The organism is Wolbachia endosymbiont of Mansonella perstans, from assembly GCF_020278605.1.
Lineage (GTDB): Bacteria > Pseudomonadota > Alphaproteobacteria > Rickettsiales > Anaplasmataceae > Wolbachia.
The window spans coordinates 1-3925 of sequence record NZ_JACZHU010000088.1; the positions used below are offsets into that span (position 1 = coordinate 1).

The following is a 3925-nucleotide window of genomic DNA, read 5'->3' on the forward strand; positions in this document are numbered from 1 at the left end:
ACTAGCATATCCACATGCAGGAGATGCAGCAGCGGGTCTTGCAATACACTTAGGCCTTTTTGTTTGAATATTAAGATCAGATAACACTTCTTCTATTAATAGGTTGACAAAAAACCATCCTCCCATATTTTTTGGTTCCTCTTGACACCATACAATCTCAGTGTTTTTGTACTTCTCAAGTTCATTACCTAATTTATCTGCAGGGAATGGATAGAATTGCTCCAAACGTATTACTGCTATATCGTTTATTTTTTGCCTTTCACATGCTTCAATTATATCATAATAAACTTTACCACTGCATATTATGGATTTGCGTATTTTGTCGTCTGAAACTAAACCTGTTCTATATTCTGGAATTACCGTGAGGAATTTTTCTTCAAGGTCAGACAGTTTAGAAACTGCTCTTTTGTGACGCAATAGCGATTTAGGTGTAAACACCACCAAAGGCTTACGAAAGTCCCGATAAATTTGCCGGCGCAAAACATGAAAGTAATTTGCTGGAGTGGAACAATTAACTACTTGCATATTATCTTCTGCGCAGAGTTGTAAAAATCTCTCTATACGCGCGGAGCTATGCTCAGGTCCTTGTCCTTCATAACCATGAGGCAGCAATAAAACTAGACCGCTCGATCGCAACCACTTTGTTTCCGCCGATGCAATAAATTGATCGATCATAATTTGCGCACCATTTGCAAAATCACCAAATTGCCCTTCCCAGAGCACCAGTGAATATGGAGAGTCAAGACTATACCCATATTCAAAGCCCATTACAGCATACTCCGATAAAGCGCTATCTATGACCTCAAAGTTAGCTTGCTTTTCACTTATATTGTTTAGCGGAATAAATGTTTCCTCTGTTACTTGATCAACAAGCCTTGAATGACGGTGCGAGAAAGTCCCACGGCCAGAATCTTGCCCTGATAAACGTACCCCTATTCCTTCCGTTAGTAGTGATGCAAACGCAAGACTTTCAGCCGTTGCCCAGTCTATGTCGTGACCAGAATTTATGTTACCTATTCTTCCATCGAGTATTTTTCTAACCTTATTGTTGATATTAAAACTGCTTGGGATATTGCTATTTATGCGTATACCTAATTTTTTTAGCTCATCTAGCGAAACACCAGAATCTGTGTAGTATTCACTCAAATTATTTAACCTTGCTCTCCTGAGCTTTGACCATACACCACCGAACCAGTCAGCTTTTTTTGGAGTGTAAGCGGCTGATTCAGTAAGGCTTCTATCCAATCTTGTCCTAAATTCGCCGCGTAATTTACTCACTTCATCACTACTTAGTACTTTTTCCATAGTCAGTTTCTCTTCATACAGTGTCCCCGGAGTTTTATGCTTTGATATTGCCTTATACATAAGCGGCTGAGTGAAATTTGGCTCATCGCCTTCATTATGGCCATACTTGCGGTAGCATATTATGTCAATCACCACGTCCTTTTTAAACTTCTGCCTATACTCAATTGCAAGGCTTGCAACAAAACTGACTGCTTCTGGATTATCGCCACTGACGTGAAACACTGGAGCTTCTATAGATTTAGTTACATCAGTGCAATAAAAAGATGATCGCGCGCAATATGGGTTCGTAGTAAAACCAATTTGGTTATTAATGATAATGTGTATAATGCCATCCACTTTATAACCCTCAATATTGCTCAAGGTTAGAGTTTCAGCAACCACTCCTTGACCGATGAAAGCTGCATCACCATGAATCGATATTCCAAGCACAAGCCTTACTTTTTGCTTTGCTCTTATTCTTCCAACCATAACCGGGTTTACCGCTTCAAGGTGAGATGGATTAGGACATAAACTTAAGTGAATTTTTTTACCACTGGCAAGTGTACGATCATAGGAGTAACCGAGGTGATATTTAGCATCGCCAGACACCTCAAGACCACTTGGGTATGCGAGATTGCCTTGAAATTCAGATAGCACTGCCGAATATTCTTTCCCCATAACTTTGGTTAGAACATTGAGTCGCCCACGGTGCGCCATGCCAAGAACTATTTCTTCAATACCAAAAGCCACAGAATCGTTAATAATTCTCTCAATTGCAACAATAGCTGATTCTCCACCCTCAATAGAAAAACGTTTATGTCCAGGAAATTTCATATGCAGAAACTGCTCAAACATTTCAGATTCAATCAAGTGCCTAAGTATCTCTTTTTTATCCTGAGAGCTTAGCGTATAGGTCTGGTTTTCAACTTTCTCCTGCAGCCACATTCTCTCTTCATAAGAGGAAATATGCATAAATTCAAAACCGATATTCTTGCAGTAAATATCTCTATAGATTCCAGCGTCATGCGTTGGAGAGAGGTTTGAATATTTCTGATAATCTATTTCTTTATTTACACTTGGTGATAACGGATTAAGATCTGCAAAAAAATGACCGTAAGACCTGAAAAAATTTGCCAGATCAGAAGCTGAATTATCTGCCTTGGCTGCATGCTGCACGCTGAAAGGCTTTGCCTGACTTGCTTCTAAATTGCTTGAAAAAATTCTGTACCAATCCTCTCCGATTGACTTATCGCCTCGCAAATAGCGGTTATACATTTCTTCCACAAATCCCGCATTGTCACTATAAAGATAGCTTAAACTCGGCATAATCACTATATTAAAGACACCAAATGCCTATATTATACCTTAAGTTTTTTAAAAAAGAACTCCTTTAGTCTCTAATTATTAAGCTCCATCTGCCGGATTTGGTGATTTCTGACTATTAAGTCCCTCTACCCTAACTTCAAAACTCAGTTGAGGGCCCTGAAAAAAACATAGCTTTTATTGCACAGTATGCATAATATAATGCAACAGCAACCGTACCTACTGCAAGAATAACATGTGAACTTTATCTGCTTTTCTTAAATTTCCAACTGCAGCTTCAACTGTGCAACCAACACTCAAAAATGAAAGAGCCACTGCACTGTTAGGGTGTATCAAGACCATATCATAATCAATGGTACCAAATAACTGTCCACTTTACTGTCGTGTTTAGCATAACCTATCGAGTTTTTATTGTAATCATCTTTTAAGTCTGGGTTAGCGCCTTTCCTTAAAAGCAATTTTGCAATTTCAACATGACCACGGGCACAATTATTAAGGTAACTATGATCCTCACGTAAGCAATGCAACAGTGTTTTACCTTGGTTATCTCTTGCATTAGGATCAACTTTGTACTCTAAAAGCAATTCAGTAGCTTTCTTTGTGACAAAAAACGCTATCATTATTATCAATAACACAGTGTAATAATGATTTGCCTTCTCGGTCTTCTGTATTAGGATTAGCACCATGCTTCAAAAGTAAACTTATGGCCTTAATCTTTGACTCATGTTTGTAACTTGTACGCCAAGTGCAAAGTTAATGGTATATTGCCGCCAGTACCTTCTGTATTCAAACAGTTAAATTTATTGTCATTTTTTACTGTCTTTAGCAACAACTTCAGAAAATCTAGTTTATCGTCGCTAATGGCTGATATTACAAGGTCCGAGAAAACTTCTGCCTGATTTTCTTGACCATTAGTAAGAAATTTACATGCTTCTCTGCTCTAAGAGTTTCTCTGTACTATCATTATGTAATTTTTTAAGTCGCTGCTTAATTCAACAAGCAATATCGTAGTCAGAAAGACCATCTGATATTTTCAACATTCTTAAAGCTTCTTTTTTACCCATGGCAACTGCCTCTTACTAATAGTAAACTATACCTGAGCGTAACCAAAAATTTCAAAAAGTCAAACTTTTTATGTTAAGCTGCACCTATTGCACAACTCCATGTTATAGCTAACGTGGCGCCAACGAGTAGCAAAGCTGAAAAAAGGCAAAGAAAACCCTGGCCATTGCCTATTTTCAGTATTGGCGTTTTTACGCATTCAACGCTGCAAATTAGCTGCTTTTAAACACAACTAACTCAAGCTATAATATTTAGG

2 protein-coding genes are annotated in these 3925 nt (G+C 38.1%); both read right to left on the reverse strand.

Annotated elements, in window-relative coordinates; translation table 11 throughout:
* On the reverse strand, positions 1-2610 hold a 2610-nt coding region (locus IHO13_RS04675; protein ID WP_225538499.1), incomplete at its 3' end, for a 2-oxoglutarate dehydrogenase E1 component.
* Positions 2611-2939: 329 nt separating this feature from the next.
* Positions 2940-3293 carry a hypothetical protein gene (locus IHO13_RS04680; RefSeq protein ID WP_225538500.1) on the reverse strand — a complete coding sequence of 118 codons (354 nt, stop codon included), beginning with the start codon at positions 3291-3293 and terminating at the stop codon, positions 2940-2942.
* Positions 3294-3925: the final 632 nt, after the last annotated feature.

Coding starts and splice junctions, on each gene's coding strand:
- IHO13_RS04680 (WP_225538500.1), bottom strand. CDS start 3,293: ATGGTGCTAATCCTAATACAGAAGACCGAGAAGGCAAATCATTATTAC.